Annotated in this window: 14 protein-coding genes; 10 read left to right on the top strand and 4 right to left on the bottom strand. The window is 74.7% G+C overall.

Annotated features, from left to right (window positions below):
- Positions 1-3: 3 nt before the first annotated feature.
- The 4 genes from KSE_RS10505 to KSE_RS10490 form a co-directional block, all read right to left on the bottom strand.
- Complete coding sequence (locus tag KSE_RS10505; RefSeq protein ID WP_014135276.1) at positions 4-2,460, bottom strand: transglutaminase TgpA family protein; 2,457 nt, start codon at positions 2,458-2,460, stop codon at positions 4-6.
- The gene (locus tag KSE_RS10500) at positions 2,457-3,785 is read right to left on the bottom strand and encodes a DUF58 domain-containing protein (RefSeq protein ID WP_033258105.1); all 1,329 of its coding nucleotides are present in this window, start codon (positions 3,783-3,785) and stop codon (positions 2,457-2,459) included. Before KSE_RS10500 ends, KSE_RS10505 begins: the two co-directional genes overlap by 4 nt.
- A 1-nt stretch (position 3,786) precedes the next feature.
- The gene (locus tag KSE_RS10495) at positions 3,787-4,734 is read right to left on the bottom strand and encodes an AAA family ATPase (RefSeq protein WP_033258122.1); all 948 of its coding nucleotides are present in this window, start codon (positions 4,732-4,734) and stop codon (positions 3,787-3,789) included.
- 265 nt (positions 4,735-4,999) lie between these two features.
- Positions 5,000-5,515: a beta-class carbonic anhydrase gene (locus KSE_RS10490; protein WP_014135273.1), complete on the bottom strand. Its 516-nt coding sequence runs from the start codon at positions 5,513-5,515 to the stop codon at positions 5,000-5,002.
- Positions 5,516-5,998: 483 nt separating this feature from the next.
- Here KSE_RS10490 and rsmH point away from each other — a divergent pair, with 483 nt between their 5' ends.
- From rsmH to KSE_RS10440, 10 genes are all read left to right on the top strand, one after another.
- On the top strand, positions 5,999-6,967 hold the full coding sequence (gene rsmH / locus KSE_RS10485) for a 16S rRNA (cytosine(1402)-N(4))-methyltransferase RsmH (protein ID WP_014135272.1): 969 nt from the start codon (positions 5,999-6,001) through the stop codon (positions 6,965-6,967).
- 126 nt (positions 6,968-7,093) lie between these two features.
- On the top strand, positions 7,094-7,564 hold the full coding sequence (locus tag KSE_RS43235; protein ID WP_033258104.1) for a hypothetical protein: 471 nt from the start codon (positions 7,094-7,096) through the stop codon (positions 7,562-7,564).
- Entirely contained in the window at positions 7,561-9,717 is a 2,157-nt protein-coding gene (locus KSE_RS44510) for a peptidoglycan D,D-transpeptidase FtsI family protein (protein WP_014135270.1), read from the top strand. Before KSE_RS43235 ends, KSE_RS44510 begins: the two co-directional genes overlap by 4 nt.
- Before the next feature lie 103 nt (positions 9,718-9,820).
- The gene (locus KSE_RS10470) at positions 9,821-11,365 is read left to right on the top strand and encodes a UDP-N-acetylmuramoyl-L-alanyl-D-glutamate--2,6-diaminopimelate ligase (RefSeq protein WP_014135269.1); all 1,545 of its coding nucleotides are present in this window, start codon (positions 9,821-9,823) and stop codon (positions 11,363-11,365) included.
- Complete coding sequence (locus tag KSE_RS10465; protein WP_014135268.1) at positions 11,362-12,765, top strand: UDP-N-acetylmuramoyl-tripeptide--D-alanyl-D-alanine ligase; 1,404 nt, start codon at positions 11,362-11,364, stop codon at positions 12,763-12,765. The genes KSE_RS10470 and KSE_RS10465 overlap by 4 nt, the downstream gene beginning before the upstream one ends.
- A complete protein-coding gene (gene mraY / locus KSE_RS10460) occupies positions 12,762-13,823 on the top strand; it encodes a phospho-N-acetylmuramoyl-pentapeptide-transferase (RefSeq protein WP_014135267.1) in 1,062 nt (353 codons plus the stop codon). The genes KSE_RS10465 and mraY overlap by 4 nt, the downstream gene beginning before the upstream one ends.
- Positions 13,808-15,250 (top strand): UDP-N-acetylmuramoyl-L-alanine--D-glutamate ligase, encoded by a 1,443-nt coding sequence (gene murD, locus KSE_RS10455; RefSeq protein WP_014135266.1) that lies wholly within the window; start codon positions 13,808-13,810, stop codon positions 15,248-15,250. The genes mraY and murD overlap by 16 nt, the downstream gene beginning before the upstream one ends.
- Before the next feature lie 107 nt (positions 15,251-15,357).
- Complete coding sequence (gene ftsW / locus KSE_RS10450; RefSeq protein WP_014135265.1) at positions 15,358-16,725, top strand: putative lipid II flippase FtsW; 1,368 nt, start codon at positions 15,358-15,360, stop codon at positions 16,723-16,725.
- 6 nt (positions 16,726-16,731) lie between these two features.
- Positions 16,732-17,838: an undecaprenyldiphospho-muramoylpentapeptide beta-N-acetylglucosaminyltransferase gene (gene murG, locus KSE_RS10445; protein WP_014135264.1), complete on the top strand. Its 1,107-nt coding sequence runs from the start codon at positions 16,732-16,734 to the stop codon at positions 17,836-17,838.
- Complete coding sequence (locus tag KSE_RS10440; RefSeq protein ID WP_014135263.1) at positions 17,831-18,607, top strand: cell division protein FtsQ/DivIB; 777 nt, start codon at positions 17,831-17,833, stop codon at positions 18,605-18,607. The genes murG and KSE_RS10440 overlap by 8 nt, the downstream gene beginning before the upstream one ends.
- The last annotated feature ends 198 nt before the right edge of the window (positions 18,608-18,805 follow it).

Raw genomic sequence — 18,805 nt, 5'->3', positions numbered from 1 at the left:
CCGCTAGCCGTCCCGCCGGTCCGGTCCGCCCGGCCGGTCCCGCTCGTCCCGCTCGGGCTTGCGCCGCAACGGCCGGGTGACCGCCGCGCGGAGCGCCGCCACCCGTACGGCGGTGCGCTCCCGGCGGGCCGCGGCCCGGTCCTGGGCGCGCCACCACAGCCGGACCGCGGAGGCCGGCAGCAGCAGGGCGCGCAGCCGGCGCCGGCGGGTGGCCCGGACCAGCAGCGCCTCGCGGGTGGTGCGGACGTCGCCGCCCAGCTGCTGCGGCGCCTGCGACTCGCGGGCGTACATCACCCGCTCGGTGGCGAGCGCGACCCGGCCGGCGGCGGCCGTCGCGTCGGCGTCGAGCCGCGCGTCCTCGGCGAGCCGGCGGGCGGCGTGCCGCGGGGTGCGGGCCTCGTCGGGCGGGATGCCGAGGTCCCACGCGGAGTCGACGAGTTCGGCCCAGGCGGCCAGCACCTGCTCGTCGGTGAGCGGCGGGGCGCCCGCGCCGGGCAGGTGGCGGCCGGTGCCGAGGCGGCGGCGGCGCAGCCTGGTGCGCCACAGCATCGGGAAGGCCAGCAGGCCCGCCACCAGCAGTCCGCCCAGGACGCCGGCCAGCACCGTCCAGGACCGCCACCAGGCGGTGGTGGTCGTCTTCCGCTCGGCCAGCGCGGTCTCGTCGGCGCAGTCGCCCAGCTTGTGCTGCTGCGGCGGGCAGCTGCTGGAGGAGGACGGCTGGGCCGAGGGCTGCTCGCTCGGCGCGGCGCTGCTCGGCGCGGTGCTGGGGGCGGTGCTGGGCGCGGCCTGCTGGACGGAGTACAGCGGGGTGCTGCCCCGGTTCGGGGTCGGTTCGAAGCGCATCCAGCCGTAGCCGTTGAAGTACAGCTCGGGCCAGGCGTGGTAGTTGGAGCTGCGCACCACCCGGCTGCTGCCGCCGCCGCTGCCCGGGGTGAAGCCGATCGCGACCCGGGCCGGGATGCCCAGCGAGCGGGACATCGCCGCCATGGTGGCGGCGAAGTGCACGCAGAAGCCCTCCTTGTCCTGGAGGAACTTGGCGATGGCGTCCGGCCCGGTGCGGGCGTCGATCTTGGTGTTGTAGGTGAAGCCCCCGCCGGTGAAGTACTGCTGCAGGGCGACGGCCTGGTCGTACGGGGTGGTCTTGCCCTTGGTGACGGTCCTGGCGGTCTCGCCGACCACGGCCGGCAGGTTCGCGGGCAGGCCCAGGTAGCGCTTGCCGACGGTCTCGGGGGTCGGGCCGGCGGCGCGCAGCTGGGCGGCGGTGGCGCCCACCGCGACCGAGCCGACGGAGTACGTCAGGCCCTTGCTCTTCTGGCCGTTGACGCCGCTGACGGTGCGCCCGGTCGGGTCGAAGCGCCAGTCCGAGGTGCTCGGCAGCTGCACCCAGGACATCGGGTACGGCATCGGCAGCCAGGCGGTGCTGAGCTGGTCCGCGACGGTGATGTTGGTGCGGACCGAGGAGGTCGGCAGGTTCGGCGAGAGGCCCTCGGGCGCGGGCACCGTGGTGGGCATCGGCTGCGGGTCCTGCGGGCCGGGCAGCCACTCCTGGCCGTTGAACTCGCTGAGCGCGGCGATCCGCAGGTAGAGCTGGTCGGGGTCGGGGGAGTCGGTGGAGAAGGACAGCAGCTGGGTGTCGTCGTTGGAGCGCAGGTTGGCGGTGAGCGCGACGACCAGGTTGAGCGAGCGCTGGTCCATGGTGCCGTTCCCGCCGCCCGTCCCGGTGCCGTCGCCCGAGCCGTGCCCGCCGAACAGGCCGGGGCCGACCGCGGGCACGAACACCGGCAGCAGGACGGCGGCGGCCAGCGCGATCACGCCGATCCGGCGGCCGCCGTTGGAGAGCGTCACGGCGGAGCGGCCGGTGCCGTGGAAGACCCGGCCCCAGCGGGTCAGCCGGTCCTGGCCCTCGACGTACAGCAGGGCCAGGTAGCCGGCCGAGCCGAACAGGAACCACAGCCACATGCCGCCCGGCGAGTCGACCAGGCCGCCGGCCACCGAGTACAGGGCCAGCAGCGGCAGGCCCGCGGCGGCGGCCCGGCGGTAGGTGACCGCCAGGGCGTCGACCAGCACGGCGATCAGGGCGACCGAGCCGACCACGATCAGCCGCAGGCCGTCGGTGGCCGGGGCCGGGATCGCGTACTCCTGGACGTCGCTGCCGCCCTGGGAGAGCAGCGTGGAGACCGCGTCCAGCGCGCCCGGGCCGGGCAGCAGGCCGGCGGCCATCGCGGACCGCACGGTGGTCAGCAGCAGCACGTACAGCACCACGAGGAGCTGCAGCGGCGGCACCAGGGCCCGCGGCAGCGGCAGCGCGCGCAGGCCGGCGCCGGCGCCGGCCGCGACGGCAACCATCAGCAGGCCGTGCGGGGCCAGCGCGAAGGAGTCCTGGAACAGCGGGGACAGGCACAGCGCCGCCAGGGCGGTGGCCAGGGCCGCGCAGAGCGTCAACTTGGCCCGGGTGGTCACGCGCCGACCTCGTCTCGGTAGGGAACGGTGGTGTTCTGGGTGCGGTCCGCGGTCCGCCACAGCGCGGGCAGCGAGTCGCCGGCCCGCACCGGCAGCACGGTCCAGCCGGACTCGCGCAGCCGGGTGACCCGGGCCGCGGCCCGCTCGCCGGCGCCGTCCGGCAGCCCGTGCCGCAGGCCGGCCCAGGTGCCGGTGTCCAGCAGCAGGACGACGGCGCCGCCGGTGCGGCGGCGCAGCCGGGCCAGCCGCTCGGCCTGCTCCTCGTCCAGCTCGCCGACCACCGCGACCAGCAGGCCCTCGCCGCCGAGCCGGAGCACCTCCTCGGCCCGGGCCAGCGTGCCGCCGTCGGAGTGCTCGACCACGGCCAGCGCGTCCAGCAGCAGGCCGACCGACTCGGCGGCGGTGGTGCCGCCACCGCCGGCGCCCGTCGCGGGCACCGCGAAGCCGGTGTCGGTGAGCAGCCGGGTGCGGTAGCCGCGCTGCACCAGGTCGACCGCGACCGAGGCGGCGCAGGACACCGCCCACTCGAACGAGGAGGCCGGCCCGGAGCCGCGGTGCGCGGTCTCCCGGGTGTCCAGCAGCACGGTCGCGCGGGCCTGCAGCGGCTGCTCCTCGCGCCGGACCATCAGCTCGCCGTACCGGGCGGTGGACCGCCAGTGCACCCGGCGCAGGTCGTCGCCCTGCCGGTACTCGCGCGGGATGACGTCGTCGTCGCCGGCCAGCGCCAGCGTGTGGGTGTTGGAGTCGCCCTGCCCGCCGGACTCGCCGGGCAGCCGCACCGCCGGCAGGTCCTGCACCTGCGGGACGACGGTCAGCACGTCGGCGGCGCTGAACGCGCGGGTCAGCTCGCACATCCCGAACGGGTCGGAGAGCCGCAGCTGCAGCGGGCCCAGCGGGTAGCGGCCGCGCAGGTCCGAGCGGACCCGGTAGGACACCTCGCGGAAGCCGCGCGGCTCGACCCGGTCCAGCACGAAGCGCGGGCGCGGGCCCAGCACGTACGGGACCTTGTCCTCCAGCAGCAGCAGGCCGGTGGGCACCCGGGAGACGTTGTCCAGCCGCAGGTGCACCCGGGCCTCCTGGCCGGCCGCCGCCCGGTGCGGGCTGAGCCGGCGGCCCGAGGCCACCCGGTAGCGGGTGCGCACCAGCATCCCGGCGGCCGCCAGCGGCAGCGCCGCCAGCAGCACGCCGACCTGGAACAGCGCGGCCTGGCCGAACGCGAACGCGCAGAGCGCCGCGGTCACGCCGGCCGCCAGGAAGGAGCGCCCCCGGGTGGTCAGCCCGCGCAGCGCGGTGCGCACCCCGGAGGCCCGGGCGGGGCGCGCCACCTCAGCGGCCCTGCGGGCGCGGGATCGGCAGCCGGGCCACCAGGTCGAGCACGACCTGCTCGACCGAGCGGCGGCTCAGCTGGGTCTCCGAGGTCGGCAGCAGGCGGTGCGCCAGCACCGGCACGGCCAGCGCCTGGATGTCGTCCGGCAGCACGTAGTCGCGGCCGTCCAGGGCGGCGTGCGCGCGGGCCGCCCGGACCAGGTGCAGGGTCGCCCGGGGGGAGGCGCCCAGCCGCAGCTCGGAGGTGGTGCGGGTGGCGGCGACCAGGTCGACGGCGTAGCGGCGGACCGGGTCGGCGACGTAGACGGTCTTCACCAGCTCGATCAGCTTGAGCAGGTCGGCGGCGTGCGCGACCGGCTGCAGGTCGTCCAGCGGGTTGGCCGCCGAGTGCAGGTCGAGCATCGCGAACTCGGCGTCCGCGCTGGGGTAGCCGATCGAGATCCGGGCCATGAAGCGGTCGCGCTGGGCCTCCGGCAGGGCGTAGGTGCCCTCCATCTCGACCGGGTTCTGGGTGGCGATCACCATGAACGGCGAGGGCAGTTCGTGGGTGGTGCCGTCGATGGTGACCTGGCGCTCCTCCATCGACTCCAGCAGCGCGGACTGGGTCTTCGGCGAGGCCCGGTTGATCTCGTCGCCGACCACGATCTGCGCGAAGATCGCGCCGGGCCGGAACTCGAAGTCCCGCTGGTGCTGGTCGAAGACGTTGGTGCCGGTGACGTCGGAGGGCAGCAGGTCCGGGGTGAACTGGATCCGGCGCACCGTGCAGTCGACCGAGCGGGCCAGCGTCTTGGCGAGCATGGTCTTGCCGACGCCGGGCACGTCCTCCAGCAGCAGGTGGCCCTCGGCGAGCAGCACCGTCAGGGCGATCCGGACCGCCTCCGGCTTGCCCTCGATCACGCTTTCCACGGACTCCCGGACCCGGTCGACCACCGCCGCCAGCTCCGCCAGACCGACCGGCTCCCGCCGGTCGTAGCGGCCCGGCTCCGGCTGCTCCGCGCCCTGTCCGTTGATCGTCGTCACCCGTCAGCTCCCATGTTGCACAGTCGCCGGGCGGCTGGTTCGAGCCCGGCCCACCCCGAATACCTGGCGCATTCTTCCCTGTCCCACGGCCAGAAGTCACCCGCCCGGGCGACACGCGAAGGCTGTCCCGGTTTGGGACGAGAAGCGGGGCCCGGCGGTTTCGCCCGGAGCCTGCGGAGAACCGCCGGACGTCTCAGTGGACCTCGCGGAGCAGGCCGGTGTGCACGTCGAACACGAAGCCCCGGACGTCGTCCGTGTGCGGCAGGAACGGCGAGGTGCGCACCCGCTGGACGGACTGCCGGACGTCCGCGTCCAGGTCGGTGAAGGACTCCACCGCCCACTGCGGGCGCTGGCCGACCTCGCGCTCCAGCTCGTGCCGGAACTCCTCGGTCAGGCCGAGCAGCCCGCAGCCGGTGTGGTGGATCAGCACCACGGTGCGGGTGCCCAGGGCGCGTTGGCTGATCGTCAGCGAGCGGATCGCGTCGTCGGTGACCACGCCGCCCGCGTTGCGGATGATGTGCGCGTCGCCCAGCTCCAGGCCGAGCGCGGCGAACAGGTCGAGCCGGGCGTCCATGCACGCCACCACCGCGACCCGGCGCACCGGGCGGGCGTCCATCCCGCCGTCCCGGAAGGTCTCGGCGTAGGAGCGGTTGGACAGCACGAAGCGGTCGGTCTCGGACGGCCGCTCGGGGCCGGGGGCGGGAGCCATGGCGTCGACCGTAGCCCGCCCGGGCGCGGTGCGGGGCCGAATGCCGCAAGCCCCGGCCGGCCGGCCCGCTCGGACGGCTTCGCCCCGGTTCGTCCGGCGCGCCCCGCCGGGCCCGCGCCCCGCCCCCGGGCGCCCCCGGGAACCGGTCCGACCTGCGCCGATCCGTACCGCCGCCCGGGTGGTGCGCCGGAGCGGGGCGTTGACTGGCGGGGCGCGGGCGATAGGCTGCAGGCGCAGTGGAGCACGGCGGACGGCGCCCGGCAACCGGGCGGTCGCGGCCGCTCTCCGCACCGGGCCGACCGGCCCGTACGCAGCCCGCGGCCTCCTCCCGCTCCGTGCCCACCTGGCGCACCTTCCCCGGTGCCGGGCGGTCGCACCTTCCCCGAGCGAGCGGGCGGGGACCACGGGCGGCGTGCGCCCCGGCCGGCCGGGTGCGCGAGAATGGCCGGGCCACACCGCACCTGAGGAAGGCCCCGCCCCCGTATGAGTACCGACAGCCCCGCCCCCCGGCACATCCCGGTGATGCTGGAGCGCTGCCTGGACGCCCTCGCCCCGGCGATCTCCACGCCCGGCGCCGTCGTGGTGGACGCGACCCTGGGCCTGGGCGGCCACAGCGAGGCCCTGCTGACCCGCTTCCCGGACGTCCGCCTGATCGCCGTCGACCGCGACCCGCGCGCCCTGGAGCTCTCCGCCGAGCGGCTCGCCCGGTTCGGCGACCGGGCCACCCTGGTGCACGCCGTGTACGACGAGATCCCGCGCGTGCTGGACGAGTTGGACGTCCCCGAGGTGCACGGCGTGCTGTTCGACCTCGGCGTCTCCTCGATGCAGCTGGACGAGGCCGACCGCGGCTTCGCCTACTCCCAGGACGCCCCGCTGGACATGCGGATGGACCAGACCCGGGGGATCTCCGCGGCCGAGGTGCTCAACACCTACGGCCACGGCGACCTGGCCCGGATCCTCAAGGTCTACGGCGAGGAGCGGTTCGCCGGGAAGATCGCCTCCGCGGTGCTCCGCGAGCGCGAGCGGGAACCGTTCACCAACAGCGCTCGTCTTGTCGAGTTGGTCCGCAACGCCATCCCGGCGGCCACCCGGCGCACCGGCGGCAACCCGGCCAAGCGGACCTTCCAGGCGCTGCGGATCGAGGTCAACGGCGAGCTGGAGGTGCTCGACCGGGCCATCCCGGGCGCGCTGGACGCCCTCGCGGTGGGCGGTCGGATCGTCGTGATGTCCTACCAGTCGTTGGAGGACCGCCTGGTCAAGCAGTACTTTCAGGCCGGTGCCACCTCCACCGCCCCGCCGGGCCTGCCGGTGATCCCCGAGGAGCTCCAGCCCTGGCTGAAACTGCTCACCCGCGGTGCCGAACTGGCCACCGAGGAGGAGATCGAGGAGAACCGGCGCGCCGCGCCCGTACGGCTGCGCGTGGCGGAGAGGATCAGACGGACCCGGCGGTAGCCAGCCCCCGGGAGCAGCGGAGCGAAGGGGAGTGGAGCGGTGCCGGTGGCCGGCGAGCGGACCCGGGGGAGCGTCCCCGGGCAGGGGGGCAGGGCGCGGATCACCGTCCGCCCCGGAGCGCGCTCGATGCGGGGGCGCACCCCCTTCGCGGTGCTGGTGGTCGCCCTGCTGTCGGCCGGGCTGCTCGGCCTGCTGATGCTCAACACCGCCCTGAACGAGGGCTCGTTCACCCTCTCCAAGCTGCGCAAGCAGACCACCGAGGCGACCGACCAGCAGCAGACCCTGCAGCAGCAGATCGCCGAGCAGTCCGCGCCCGACGCGCTGGAGCGGCGGGCCCGCGAGCTCGGCATGGTCCCCGGCGGCGATCCGGCCTTCCTCAACCCGGACGGCACGGTCACCGGCAAGGCCAAGCCCGCCGAGGACAAGCCGCCGGTGCCGCGCCCCAGCACCGCCGACCCGTCCGCGTCGGCCGGCGCCACCGGCTCGCCCCAGCCCTCGCCCGGGGCGAGCGGCAGTCCGGCCGACCCCGGCATCGACCTCGCCCCGGCCCCGCCGGCCGGCCCCTCCGGCAGCCCGTCCGCCGGGGCGCAGCGGTGAGCCGCCCGCCCGGAGACGCCCCGCGCCCGCGCCGCACCCCGCCGGCCGGCGGGCGCCCCTCCGCTTCCGGCGGCGGCCGGTCCGCCGAGCCGCCGCGCCGCCGGGTCGGCGAACCGCGCCGCGCCGACGGCGCCGCCGCCCGCCCGGCCCGGCCGCGGGCCGCCTCCGCCGGGCACCGCGAGGTCGCCCCGCCGCGCCCCAGCGCCCGCCCGGCCCGCCGCCCGGCGCCGCCGCGCCGCCCCGCCCCGTCCGGCCCGCGGACCATCAGGCTGGCCGACCCGCGCCGCCGGCTGCGGCTGGTGACGGTCTGCCTGCTGCTGGTGTTCGCGGTCTTCGCGGGCCGGCTGGTGCAGCTGCAGCTGCTGGACTCCGACGCGCTGGCCGCCGCCGCGGGCGCCAACAAGTACGTCCGGGTGTCGCTGCCCGCCGAGCGCGGCTCGATCACCGCCGCCGACGGCACCGTGCTGGCCACCTCGGTCGACGCGTACGACATCACCGCCGACCCGACCATGTTCACCCCGGAGGCCACCCACCTCCCGGACGCCCCGGAGCAGGCGGCGGCGCTGCTGGCGCCGATCCTCGGGCAGCCGAAGGAGAAGCTGGCCGAGAAGCTGCACCTGAACAGCAAGAACCCGAAGAGCCAGTACGCGCTGCTGATGGCCCGGCAGACCCCGGAGGCGAAGAACCAGATCGCCGACCTGCGGTCCTCGCTGACCAAGCAGGCCGACACCGCCGCCTGCCGGGCCCAGCTCCTGCTGCTGAAGAAGCCCGCCGACAAGGGCGGCCGGCAGTTCGTCGACCCCGGCTGCGCCAACCCGCTGTCCGGGATCTTCTGGGACCAGTCGACCCGGCGCAGCTACCCGGCGGGCGGCCTGGGCGCCAACCTGGTCGGCTTCGTCAACGCCGAGGGCACCGGCACCGGCGGCCTGGAGCTGCAGTACCAGCAGCAGCTGGCCGGGCAGGACGGCCACTCCACGTACGCCGCCTCGGGCGGCCGCCGGGTGGCCACCGCGGGCGGCGCCCGGCAGGACCCGGTGCCCGGCACCGACCTGCGGCTGACCGTCGACCCGGACGTCCAGTGGGCCGCCCAGCGGGCCATCACCGACCAGGTCGCCAACGCCGGGGCGGAGAAGGGCTACGTGATCGTCCAGGACGTGCGGACCGGCCAGGTGCTGGCGATGGCCACCTCGCCCGGCTTCGACCCGAACGACCTGGCCTCGGCCCGCGCCGACCAGCTCGGCAACGCGGCCCTGCAGGACGCGTACGAGCCCGGGTCGACCGCGAAGCTGATGACCATGGCGGCGGTGCTGGACACCGGCAAGGCCAACTGGGACACCCACGTGGAGGTGCCCAACACGCTGCAGCGGGCCGACCGGGTGTTCCACGACGACATCGACCACGAGACCTGGTACCTGACGCTGGCGGGCGTGCTCGCCAAGTCGTCCAACATCGGCACCATCGAGGCCGCCGAGCACCTGGGCGCCACCCAGGCGGAGTCCAACAAGGTGCTCGCCGACTACCTGGACCGGTTCGGCATCGGCAAGCCCAGCGGCCTGGGCTTCCCCGGCGAGACCCGCGGCATCCTGGCCAAGCCCGAGGACTGGAACGGCTCGCAGCAGTACACCATCCCGTTCGGCCAGGGCCTGTCGGTGAACGCGCTGCAGGCCACCTCGGTGTTCTCCACCATCGCCAACGGCGGGGTGCGGGTCGCCCCGAGCCTGCTGGCCGGGACCACCGGGCCGGACGGGAAGTTCACGCCCGCGGCGGCCGGGGCGCGCAACCGGGTGGTGTCCGAGCAGACCGCCAAGACCCTGACCGAGATGCTGGAGTCCGTCGTCACCGACGAGCAGGGCACCGGCAACACCGCGAAGATCCCCGGCTACCGGGTGGCCGGCAAGACCGGCACCGCCAACCGGGTGGACCCGAAGACCGGCAAGTACTCCGGGTACACCGCCTCCTTCATCGGCTTCGCGCCCGCCGACCAGCCCCGGGTGACGGTCTCCTGCGTCATCCAGGACCCGGTCAACGGGCACTTCGGCGGGCAGCTGTGCGGCCCCGTCTTCAAGCAGGTGATGGAGTTCACCCTCAAGACCCTCCAGGTCCCGCCGAGCGGCAGCGAGGCGCCGAACCTGCCCGTCGACTGGAAACCCTGAGATGAGCGAAACCCCCCGGCGCGCGGAGCGCCCTGTGAGCAAGGTCACGGCCCGGCAGGCCCGGTTTGGCCCCGGGGGGCGCGGGGCCGATAGCCTTCCGGCCGTGCCGAAATCCGATCAAATCTCCGCGAGCCCGCCCCGACCCGACCGCACCGCGGCGCTGCCGCTCGCCGAGGCGGCCCGGCTGCTCGGGCTGGCCGGCGTCGAGGGCCCCGAGGTCACCGGCGTCACCCACGACTCCCGGGCGGTGCGGCCCGGCGACGTGTACGTGGCCTTCCCCGGCGCCAACCACCACGGCGCGGCGTTCGCCGCCGGGGCCGCCGCCGCGGGCGCGGTCGCGGTGCTCACCGACGCCGCCGGGGCCGAACTGGCCGCCGCCGCGGGCGTCCCGCTGCTGGTCGTCGACAGCCCGCGGGAGGCGATGGGCCCGCTGGCCGCCGCCGTCTACGGAGCGCCCAGCGAGCGGATGCTGATGATCGGTCTGACCGGCACCAACGGCAAGACCACCACCTCCTACCTGGTGGAGGGCGGCCTGCGCGGGGCCGGCCGGCTGCCCGGCGTGATCGGCACCGTCGAGATGCGGGTCGGCGAGGAGCGGATCAAGTCCGAGCGGACCACCCCCGAGGCCACCGAACTGCACGCGGTGCTCGCCGTGATGCGCGAGGCCGGCGCGGACGCGGTGGTGATGGAGGTCTCCAGCCACGCGCTGGTCTACGGCCGCACCGACGGCGTGGTCTACGACGTCGCGCTGTTCAACAACCTGACGCCCGAGCACCTCGACTTCCACCCCGACATGGAGGACTACTACCGGGCCAAGGCCCGGCTCTTCCAGCAGGGCAAGTCCCGCCGCGGCGTCGCCAACCGGGACGACTCCTACGGCCGCCGGCTGGCCGGCGAGGCCCGGATCCCGATGACCACCTTCTCGGCGGCCGGCGACCCGGCCGCCGACTGGCGCGCCGTCGACGTCCGGCCCGGCCCGTCCGGCTCGACCTTCCGGGTGCTCGGCCCGAACGGCGAACAGGCCGACGCCGCGGTGCCGCTGCCCGGCCTGTTCAACGTCTCCAACGCGCTCGGCGCGATCACCGCGCTGGTGGTCGCCGGCGTCGAACTGGCCGACGCGGTGGCCGGGGTGGCCGCCGTCCCCGGCGTCCCCGGCCGGCTGGAGGAGGTCGACGCGGGGCAGGACTACGTCGCCGTGGTCGACTACGCGCACAAGCCGGACGCGCTCAGCTCGGTGCTCGCCTCGCTCCGCGAGGTCACCAAGGGCCGGCTGCACGTGGTCGTCGGCTGCGGCGGCGACCGCGACCCGTACAAGCGCGGGCCGATGGGCGCGATCGCCGCCCGGCTCGCCGACACCGCCGTCCTCACCAGCGACAACCCGCGCTCCGAGGACGCGCTGGCGATCCTCGCCACCATGCTCTCCGGCGCCGCCGAGGTGCCCGAGCAGGAGCGCGGCGAGGTCCTCGCCGTCCCCGACCGCGGCGAGGCGATCGCCCTCGCGGTCTCCCGCGCGCACAGCGGCGACACCGTGCTGGTCGCGGGCAAGGGCCACGAGCTGGGCCAGTACGTGAAGGGCGAGGTCCGCCCGTTCGACGACCGCCAGGTCCTGCGGACCGCGATCGAGCAGATCATGGAGGTAGACCGGTGATTGCCCTGACCCTGGCCGAGGCCGCGCAGGCGGTCGGCGGGACGCTGGACGGCGCCGACCCGCAGGCGCTGATCACCGGCGCGGTGGTCACCGACAACCGGCGGATCGAGCCCGGCGGGCTGTTCGTCTGCGTGCGCGGCGAGCGCGTCGACGGCCACGACTACGCCGCGAAGGCGGTCGCCGACGGCGCCGTCGCGGTGCTCGCCACCCGGCCGGTCGGCGTGCCCGCGATCCTGGTGGACGACGTGGTGGTGGCCCTCGGCCGGCTCGCCCGCGCCGTGGTCGCCCGCGCCGCCGACGTGCGGATCGTCGGCCTGACCGGCTCCTCCGGCAAGACCTCCACCAAGGACCTGATCGCCCAGGTGCTGGCCGGGCACGGCGAGACGGTCTTCCCCGCCGGTTCGAACAACAACGAGATCGGCCACCCGCTGACCGCGCTGCGGATCGCCCCGAGCACCCGGCACCTGGTGATGGAGATGGGCGCCCGGCACAAGGGCGACATCGAGTACCTCACCGGCATCACCCCGCCGACCGTCGGACTCGTCCTCAACATCGGCACCGCCCACCTCGGCGAGTTCGGCTCCCGCGAGGGCATCGCCGAGGCCAAGGGCGAGATGGTGGAGGCCCTTTCGCCCGAGGGCGTCGCGGTGCTGAACGCCGACGACCCGCTGGTGCGCGCGATGAGCAGCCGCACCAGGGCCCGGGTCGTGCTGTTCGGCGAGTCCCCGGACGCCCACGTCCGGGCCACCGACGTTCGCCTGGACGCCACCGGCAGGCCCCAGTTCACGCTCAGCACCCCGGCCGGTTCCGCGCCCGTGCGGCTGCGCCTGTACGGTGAGCACCACGTCTCGAACGCCCTCGCCGCCGCCGCGGTGGCGGTGGAGCTCGGGATGCCCGTCGACCGCGTCGCCGAAGCACTCAGCGAGGCGGGTGCGCTGTCCCGCTGGCGCATGGAGGTGGTCGACCGGGCCGATGGCCTCACCGTCGTCAACGACGCCTACAACGCGAACCCGGAATCGATGCGGGCCGCGCTGCGGGCCCTCGCGACGATGGCGGGCACCGGCCCGGAGCGCCGCCGCACCTGGGCGGTGCTCGGCGAGATGCGGGAGCTCGGCGAGGACAGCCTCGACGAGCACGACACCATCGGAAGACTCGCGGTGCGGCTGGACATCACCAAGCTGGTGGCGGTCGGCGGACGCGAGGCGGCCCGGATGGAACTGGGCGCGAGGAACGAAGGTTCGTGGGGTGAGGAGTCGGTGCTGGTGTCCGACGCGGACGCGGCGATCGAGCTGCTGCGCAGTCAGGTCCGGCCGGGGGACGTGGTCCTGGTGAAGGCCTCCCGTTCGGTGGGGCTGGAGAGGGTCGCCGAGGCGCTGCTCGCGGACGGTGCCGCGAAGTGAAGCAGATCCTCTTCTCCGGCATGATCGGCCTGGTGCTGACCCTGCTCGGCACCCCCGCCCTGATCAAGCTGCTCGCCAAGCACGGCTACGGCCAGTACATCCGCGACGACGGCCCCAAGGCGCACCACAGCAAGCGCGGCACGCCCACGATGGGCGGCATCGCCTTCATCCTGGCCACCCTGATCGCCTACTTCGCGACCAAGGCGATAACGGGTGAGCTGCCCACCGCCTCCGGCCTGCTGGTGCTGTTCCTGACCACCGGCCTCGGCCTGGTCGGCTTCCTGGACGACTACATCAAGGTGGTCAAGCGCCGCTCGCTGGGCCTGCGGGCCAAGGCGAAGCTGCTCGGCCAGTCCTTCGTCGCCCTCGCCTTCGCCATCCTGGCCATGCAGTTCAGCGACAGCCGCGGCCTGACCCCGGCCTCCGACCACCTGTCGTTCGTGCAGGACTTCAAGTGGGCGATCGGCCCGGTGCTGTTCGTCATCTGGGCGTACTTCATGATCGCCGCGATGTCGAACGGCGTGAACCTGACGGACGGTCTGGACGGCCTGGCCACCGGCGCCTCGGTGATGGTGTTCGGCGCGTACACCTTCATCGGCCTCTGGGAGCACGGCCAGAACTGCGCCTACGCGATCAAGGCCACCGCGTCCTGCTACGACGTCCGCGACCCGCTGGACCTCGCCGTGGTCGCCGCCGCGCTGATGGGCTCCTGCTTCGGCTTCCTGTGGTGGAACACCTCGCCCGCCAAGATCTTCATGGGCGACACCGGCTCGCTGGCCCTCGGCGGCGCGCTGGCCGGCCTGGCCATCGTCTCCCGCACCGAGCTGCTGCTCGCCATCCTCGGCGGCCTGTTCGTGATCATCACCCTTTCGGTGATCATCCAGGTCGGCTCGTTCCGGATGACCGGCAAGCGCGTTTTCAAGATGGCACCGCTCCAGCACCACTTCGAACTGAAGGGCTGGAGCGAGGTCCTGATCGTGGTCCGGTTCTGGATCATCCAGGGCCTGTGCGTGGCCGTCGGCCTCGGACTCTTCTACGCGGGATGGGTGACCGGATGAACAACCCGGAGTGGGCCGGACTGCCGGTCGTCGTCACGGGACTCGGCCTCTCCGGGATCAGCGCCGCCCGCGTCCTGCACCGGCTCGGCGCGCACGTCACCGTCGTCGACGGCGGGGACGGGCCGGGCCTCGCGGCCAAGGCCGCCCCGCTGGTCGAGCAGGGCCTCGCCGTCCGCCTCGGCGACGGCGCCACCCTGCCGGACGGCACCGCGCTGGTCGTCACCTCGCCCGGCTGGGCCCCCGACGGCCCGCTGTTCGCCGCGGCCGCCGCGGCCGGCGTCCCGGTCTGGGGCGACGTCGAACTCGCCTGGCGGCTGCGCGCCCCGCACCCCGCCACCGGCGAGCCGGCCCCCTGGCTGGCCGTCACCGGCACCAACGGCAAGACCACCACCGTCCAGATGCTGGCGTCCATCCTGACCGCCGCCGGCAAGCGCACCGCCGCCGTCGGCAACGTCGGCGTCCCGGTGCTGGACGCGGTGCTCGCCGAGGAGCCGTACGACGTGCTCGCCGTCGAGCTCTCCAGCTACCAGCTGCACTGGGCGCCCTCGCTGCGGGTGCACTCCGGCGCGGTGCTCAACCTGGCGCCCGACCACCTCGACTGGCACGGCTCGATGGAGGCGTACGCCGCCGCCAAGGGCCGGATCTACGAAGGCAACCAGGTCGCCTGCGTCTACAACCTGGCCGACCCCGCCACCGAGGCGCTGGTCCGCGAGGCCGACGTCGAGGAGGGCTGCCGGGCCGTCGGCTTCGGCCTGGACGCGCCGAGCGTCTCCAACCTCGGCGTGGTCGACGGGCTGCTGGTCGACCGGGCGTTCGTCGCCGACCGGGCCAACTCCGCCGCCGAACTCGGCGCCGTCGCCGACGTCAACCCGCCGGCCCCGCACAACATCGCCAACGCGCTGGCCGCCGCCGCGCTGGCCCGCGCCTACGGCGTCGACGCCAAGGCGGTCCGGGACGGGCTGCGCGCCTTCACCCCGGACGCGCACCGGATCGCGCACGTCGCCGAGATCGACGGCGTGGCCTACGTGAACGACTCCAAGGCCACCAACACGCACGCCGCCGCCGCCTCGCTGGCCGCGTACCGGCCGGTGGTCTGGATCGCCGGCGGCCTCGCCAAGGGCGCCACCTTCGACGAGCTGGTCGCGGCCGCCGCGCCCCGGCTGCGGGCCGCCGTGCTGATCGGCCAGGACCGCGGGCTGATCCGGGAGGCGCTGGAGCGACACGCCCCAGAAGTCCCGGTCCTCGAGCCCGCCCCGGGCCAGACTGGCGCCGAGGCGATGACCGCGATCGTCGCCGCCGCGGCCGCCGCCGCCGAGAAGGGCGACACCGTCCTGCTGGCACCCGCCTGCGCGTCGATGGACATGTTCACCCACTACGGTGAGCGCGGCGACGCGTTCGCCGCCGCCGTCCGGGCCCTGCGGGCCTGAAGCACGCACCACGAGGTCGCGCCCGCCGGCGGCACACCGCCGGGCGCGGCCTCGCCGTCGGACGACCCCGGCGCGCCCGTAGCCCGTGAGCCGAACCGAGAGGAGCCGTGGTGCCGACCAGGGAGAAGGAGCCGCCGCGCGGCCTCCAGCTGATCTCGGCCACCACCACCACCTTCAAGTCGGCCGGCCCGGTCGCCCGCTTCCGGGCCGCCCGCGAGCGCTTCGGCTACCTGATGGCCCGCCCGCTCACCCCGTACTACCTGATCCTCGGCGCGGCCCTGCTGCTGGTGGTGCTCGGCCTGGTGATGGTGTTCTCCGCCTCGCAGAGCGTGGTGGTGGAGTACGGCCTGCCGATGACGTTCTTCTTCCGCAAGCAGCTGGTCGCCCTGCTGCTCGGCGGCGCGATCGCCGTGCTGCTGACCCGGGCCCCGGTGCGGGTGCTGCGCACCGCCGTCTACCCGCTGCTGTTCGGCGTGGTCGGCGCGCTGGTGCTGGTGGCGATCCCCGGCGTCGGCGTGCGGATCAACGGCAACCGGAACTGGATCAGCCTGGGCTTCTTCCAGATCCAGCCGTCCGAGTTCGCCAAGCTCGCCCTGCTGCTGTGGGCCGCCGACCTGCTGGCCCGCAAGCAGCGCACCCACATGCTCGACCAGTGGAAGCACCTGCTGGTCCCGCTGGTGCCCGGCACCGTCGTGCTGATGATGCTGATCATGGTCGGCGGCGACATGGGCACCACCATGGTGCTGATCGCGATGCTGTTCGGCCTGCTCTGGATGGTCGGCGCCCCGCTGCGGCTGTTCGCCGCCACCCTCGGCATCGCGGTGGTCGCCTGCACCGCGCTGATCATCACGGTGCCGCACCGGCTCGGCCGGCTCGCCTGCGTCGGCGTCACCAAGCCCGACCCCAACCTGGACTGCTTCCAGGCCCTGCACGGCCTCTACGCGCTGGCCGCGGGCGGACCGTTCGGGTCCGGACTGGGCGCCGGGGTGGAGAAGTGGGGGCAACTGCCGGAGGCCCACACCGACTTCATCTTCGCCGCGACCGGCGAGGAACTCGGACTGGTGGGGACGCTGTCGGTGCTCGCGCTCTTCGCGGCACTAGGCTACGCGGGTATCCGAGTGGCCCTCGGCACCACGGACCCCTTCGTGCGGTACGCGGCGGGCGCCGCCACCACGTGGATCATGGCTCAGGCCGTGGTCAACCTGGGGTCGGCGCTGGGACTCCTGCCCATCGCGGGCGTCCCGCTGCCGCTGTTCTCGTACGGCGGCTCCGCGATGCTGTCGGCCATGTGCGCCATCGGGCTGTTGCTCTGCTTCGCACGCAGCACCCCGGCGGCGAAGGCAGCGCTGGCTGCCCGGCCCCGCAAGTGGCGGAAGGGGGCCAACTCCCGGTTCGGGCCCGTCCTGGGCCGGGTGCTGCCAGGTAGGAAAACCACAGCGCGCGAGGCCGCCCGGCCGCCGCGCAGGGAGCGGTGAATTTCGGTGCATGTCGTACTCGCCGGCGGCGGGACCGCCGGTCACATCGAGCCGGCCATGGCGCTCGCGGACGCGCTGCGCAGGCACGACCCGTCGATCGGGATCACCGCCCTCGGCACCGAGCGCGGCCTGGAGACCCGGCTGGTCCCGGAGCGCGGCTACGAGCTGGCGCTGATCCCGGCCGTCCCGCTGCCCCGCAAGCCCACCCCGGAGCTGATCACCGTCCCGGGCCGGCTGCGCGGCACCGTGCGCGCCGCCCAGGAGGTCATCGAGCGGGTCAAGGCGGACGCCGTGGTCGGCTTCGGCGGCTACGTCGCGATGCCCGCCTACCTCGCGGCCAAGCGGGCCGGCGTGCCGATCGTGGTGCACGAGGCCAACGCCCGCCCCGGCCTGGCCAACAAGATCGGCGCCCGCTACAGCGACTTCGTCGCGGTCTCCACCCCCGACTCCAAGCTGCGCGACTCCCGGTACATCGGCATCCCGCTGCGCCGCACCATCGCCACCCTGGACCGCGGCACCGTCCGCCCGGAGGCCCGGCACTACTTCGGCCTCGACCAGCGGCTGCCCACCCTGCTGGTCTCCGGCGGCTCGCAGGGCGCCCGCCGGCTGAACGAGACGGTGCAGGCGATCGCGCCCCGGCTCCAGCAGTACGGCGTGCAGATCCTGCACGCGGTCGGCCCGAAGAACGAGCTGCCGACCATCGACGACATCCCCGGCATGCCGCCGTACCGGGCGCTGCCCTACCTGGACCGGATGGACCTGGCCTACGCGGCGGCCGACATGATGCTCTGCCGGGCCGGCGCGATGACGGTCGCCGAGCTGGCCGCGGTGGGCCTGCCGGCCGCGTTCGTGCCGCTGCCGATCGGCAACGGCGAGCAGCGCCTGAACGCCCAGCCGATGGTGAAGGCGGGCGGCGGCCTGCTGGTCGACGACGCCGAGCTGACCCCGGACTGGGTGCTGAAGAACGTCCTGCCGGTGCTCACCGATCCGGCCAAGCTGTGGGAGATGTCGCGCTCCGCCGCCGAGTTCGGCCGCCGGGACGCCGACGACCTGCTGGTGCAGATGGTCTACGAGGCGATCGAGGCCGCCCGCGGCGGCCGCCGCCGTGGCTGACGAGGAGTACGAGGAGGAGCTCGGGGAGGACGGCGAACCCGCCCGCCCGCCCCGGCTCCGACTCTCCCGCCGGGGCGTCGGGGCGCTGGTCGCCCTGGGCGTGCTGGTGGTCGGCGCCCTCGGCTGGACGGTGTTCTTCTCCGCCGCGCTGGACGTCCGCGGGGTCGCCGTCCAGGGACTGGACTCCGGCAGGCTGAGCCGGGAGGACGTCGAGCGGGCGCTCGGCGGCACGGCCCGCGGCCCGCTGGCCCGGGTCGACCTGGACGAGGCCCGGAGCGAGGTGGCCGGGCTGTCCCGGGTCGCCTCGGTCGAGGTCTGGCGCGGCTGGCCGCACACCCTGCGGGTGAAGGTCACCGAGCGCCGCCCGGTGGCGGCGATCCGGCGCGACGGCGGCGACGGCTTCGTCCAGGTCGACGCCGACGGTGTGGAATTCGCCACTGAGCCGCAGCCCCCGCCGGGCGTCCCGGTGGTGGGCCTCGAACTGAGCCGGCCGGCCCAGGACGCGGTGGCGGTGATCGACCGCCCGGCGCTGGTCCGCGCGGCGGTCACGGTGGCCGCCGGACTGCCGCCGGAGGTGGCGAAACAGGCCGGTTCGCTCACGGTCTACTCCTACGACGACATCCGGCTGGGGCTCTCCTCGGGCGCGACCGTCCGGTGGGGGAGCGCGGAGCAGACCGATCGGAAGGCGAAGGTGCTGACCGCGCTGCTCGGCCGGAAGGCGTCGAATTACGACGTGAGTGCGCCGGATGCCCCGGCGGTGTCGGGTTGATCCGGTAAGTTCTGTGTCCGGGGGCGGTATTGACGGAGCCACGGCTCCGGTCCGACCCTTGGTGGTCACCCCGGTTTCACCGAGGGGTCGATGATCACATAGGCTCAAAAGAAAAAGGGAAGCTCGGCGTGTTCGTTGAAACGCGCGCCGGTTGCGACCTACTGTCCTGTGTCAACGAGCTGTGCTCGACACCGCGGT

This window comes from Kitasatospora setae KM-6054 (assembly GCF_000269985.1).
Lineage (GTDB): Bacteria > Actinomycetota > Actinomycetes > Streptomycetales > Streptomycetaceae > Kitasatospora > Kitasatospora setae.
Note: the sequence above shows the minus strand (reverse complement) of the source record. Positions and strands in the feature narration are given on the sequence as shown.

Coding starts and splice junctions, on each gene's coding strand:
- KSE_RS10490 (WP_014135273.1), bottom strand. CDS start 5,515: ATGGCTCCCGCCCCCGGCCCCGAGCGGCCGTCCGAGACCGACCGCTTC.
- rsmH (WP_014135272.1), top strand. CDS start 5,999: ATGAGTACCGACAGCCCCGCCCCCCGGCACATCCCGGTGATGCTGGAG.
- KSE_RS43235 (WP_033258104.1), top strand. CDS start 7,094: ATGCGGGGGCGCACCCCCTTCGCGGTGCTGGTGGTCGCCCTGCTGTCG.
- murD (WP_014135266.1), top strand. CDS start 13,808: ATGGGTGACCGGATGAACAACCCGGAGTGGGCCGGACTGCCGGTCGTC.